This is a genomic window from Sodalis sp. (in: enterobacteria) (assembly GCF_047607725.1).
Lineage (GTDB): Bacteria > Pseudomonadota > Gammaproteobacteria > Enterobacterales > Enterobacteriaceae > JBLKSS01.
In genome coordinates this window covers 1-2,532 of sequence record NZ_JBLKSS010000276.1, presented here as the reverse complement: position 1 = coordinate 2,532, position 2,532 = coordinate 1, and the positions used below count along the sequence as shown (strand labels likewise).

Sequence of the window (2,532 nt, the reverse complement as noted above, 5' to 3'; positions counted from 1 at the left end):
GGCGTTGTGCTACTACGCCGGCGATGGCTGGGCGGAAATCGACAATAATATCGCTGAAAACGCGCTGCGGGTAATAAGCCTGGGTCGCAAGAACTATCTGTTCTTCGGTTCGGATAGCGGCGGCGACCGGGCGGCGCTGATGTATACGCTGATCGGCAGTTGCAAAATGAACGGCGTGGAGCCGGAAGCGTATCTGCACCATGTGCTGGCGATTATCGCGGATCATCCCATCAACAAAATCAAAGAGCTCCTGCCGTGGAACCTCATCATCCCTGCTGAATAACTGTCAATACGGCGCTGGGCGTACGCTTACGCAAAAACGTAGCTGAAAAACAAAGAGGGTTGACGATAAATCGCTGCTGTGTTACTACAAAAAAGCAATCACTTAGTTACGTCATATATTCAATTATAATGTAATACTGAATGAGGCAAAATAATGTCGAAGCTGTTGCGAATTCTCCTGCTGGCCTGTTTGACGGCGGTCGCTATCAGTAGCGGCGCCCTGGCAGCGCCGTCAAAAGGCGGCGTTATTGATGTCGCCACCATCGGCGAGCCTCCCACTCTGGATCCCATGGCATCCAGCGCCGATTTGGTCGGCACCATTACCCAGCACATTTTTGAAACTCTTTATACCCTCGACGGCCAATGGGGTCTGGTGCCGCTGCTGGCCCAGAGCATGCCCACGATTTCCCCCGATGGTAAAACCTATCTGATTGTGTTGCGCCCCGGGGTTAAATTCCATGACGGCAGCGAGATGACCGCCCGGGATGTGGTGGCTTCGCTGGAACGCTGGATGCGTATCGCCAACCGCGGGCGGCAAACCGCCAGCGTCGTGGCCGATTTGAGCGCGCCCGATGATTTCAGTCTCAAAATCGTCCTAAAGCAGCCCTTCGCCCCGCTGATTGCCCTGTTGGCGCTTAATAATTCGGCGGCGGTGATTCTGCCCGCCCGTCTGACCACCCAGGATCCGCTCAGCAAGTTTATCGGTACCGGCCCATATCGGCTCCAGGCCCACGTACCCGATCAATATATCCAGCTGACGCGCTTCGACGGTTATACCTCGCGCAGCGGGGAGCCCAACGGCTATGGCGGCGCGCGCCGTCAATACCTTGACGAGATACGTTTTGTGCCGGTCCCGGACGCCAACACCCGCGTCGCGGGCGCGGTCTCCGGCAAGTACGCCTATGTCGATTCGCTGCCGGTGCAGTCCCTGGCGCGCATTCAACAGGGCAAAAGCGAGGCTGTGATCCTGAAACCGTTCGGCTGGCCGGTGTTGATGATGAATCTGCGCCAGGGGGAGATGGCCAACCTGACGCTGCGCCGGGCGGTACAGGCGGCGCTGGCGCCGCAGGATATGCTGATGGCCGCCTTCGGCACGGCGGATTTCTTCACCGTGGACGGCGCCATGTATCCGCCGGGCTTTGTCTGGCATACCACCGCCGGTACCGAAGCCTATAAGCCCATGGGCGGTACCGCCAAGGCCAGCGCGCTGCTGAAGCAGGCGGGCTATGACGGCAAACCGATTAGTATCTTGACCAGCCGGCAGTATGAATTTCACTACAAAATGGCGCAGGTCGCGCAAGCCTATTTGGAAGCGGCTGGCTTCAAGGTGCAGTTGGACGTGGTGGAGTGGGCCACGCTGATGCAAAACCGCGCCGATCCCGCCAAATGGGACATTTTTATTACCCACAGCCCCTTCCTGCCGGAACCGTCGCTGACGGGTATGCTGTCGGATGATTCGCCGGGCTGGTGGAGCAGCGAGACGAAACACGCCGCCGTTAACGCCTTCAACCGCGAGGCGGACCCGTAAAAACGCATCGCCCTGTGGGCCGGCGTGCAACAGGCTATCTATAACGAAGTGCCGGCCTTCAAGGTGGGGGATTTCAATAGCCTCATCGCCCAATCACCGAAGCTGAAGGCGGTGCTGCCCTCCCCCTGGCCGTATTTCTGGAATGTCTATTTGGAAAAATAATCTCTCCTGCAACCCGTGTGGCATCCGGCGACGGGTGCCTTAACCGAACGGAGGATCCACCGTGTTTCGATCGGCTTTGAATTGCATTATTGGCATGCTGGTGGTGATGGCGCTGGTGGTGACGATTGTGTTCATCATCGTGCGCGTCACGCCCGGCGATCCGGCGGCGGTCATGCTGGGTCCCGACGCCAACACCGCCGACATCGCCGCGCTGCGCGAGCGGCTTGGGCTTAACGCGCCGTTGCCGGTGTAGTTTATGCATTACCTCGCCGGCATCGCGCAGGGTAATCTCGGCCAGTCGATCTTCTTGAATATCCCGGTCACCGAAGCGCTGTACCAGTGCGCCGAGCCGACGTTTTTCCTGACGTTATTCGCGCTGGTGATAGCCTCCTACATCACGCTGCCTATTGGCGTGCTGTCGGGTAAGCGCCCCGTGGAGGACGTCTTGAATTATTGGTGGGTTTGTTGTATGAGACAGTAAACCTACGTTACACGCTTATGCTCATTGCATTTTCACATTGTATTGATTTTAATAACTTTTATTTCCATCTCGGTTTGAG

At 57.5% G+C, this 2,532-nt stretch carries 5 protein-coding genes; all 5 read left to right on the top strand.

What is annotated here, in order from left to right; genetic code table 11:
- A partial coding sequence (locus ACMX3H_RS18265; RefSeq protein WP_415211809.1) for a transposase domain-containing protein occupies positions 1 to 283 on the top strand: 283 nt, incomplete at its 5' end.
- 153 nt (positions 284 to 436) lie between these two features.
- On the top strand, positions 437 to 1,810 hold the full coding sequence (locus ACMX3H_RS18260) for an ABC transporter substrate-binding protein (protein WP_415211808.1): 1,374 nt from the start codon (positions 437 to 439) through the stop codon (positions 1,808 to 1,810).
- 24 nt (positions 1,811 to 1,834) lie between these two features.
- Positions 1,835 to 1,972, top strand: coding sequence for a hypothetical protein (locus ACMX3H_RS18255; RefSeq protein ID WP_415211807.1), 138 nt, complete (start codon positions 1,835 to 1,837; stop codon positions 1,970 to 1,972).
- 61 nt (positions 1,973 to 2,033) lie between these two features.
- Positions 2,034 to 2,225 carry a hypothetical protein gene (locus ACMX3H_RS18250; RefSeq protein WP_415211806.1) on the top strand — a complete coding sequence of 64 codons (192 nt, stop codon included), beginning with the start codon at positions 2,034 to 2,036 and terminating at the stop codon, positions 2,223 to 2,225.
- Between the two features lie 3 nt (positions 2,226 to 2,228).
- Positions 2,229 to 2,453 carry a hypothetical protein gene (locus ACMX3H_RS18245; protein WP_415211805.1) on the top strand — a complete coding sequence of 75 codons (225 nt, stop codon included), beginning with the start codon at positions 2,229 to 2,231 and terminating at the stop codon, positions 2,451 to 2,453.
- Positions 2,454 to 2,532: the final 79 nt, after the last annotated feature.

Excerpts from the sequence above, each read along its gene's own strand:
- ACMX3H_RS18260 (WP_415211808.1), top strand. The coding sequence starts at position 437 with ATGTCGAAGCTGTTGCGAATTCTCCTGCTGGCCTGTTTGACGGCGGTC.
- ACMX3H_RS18245 (WP_415211805.1), top strand. The coding sequence starts at position 2,229 with ATGCATTACCTCGCCGGCATCGCGCAGGGTAATCTCGGCCAGTCGATC.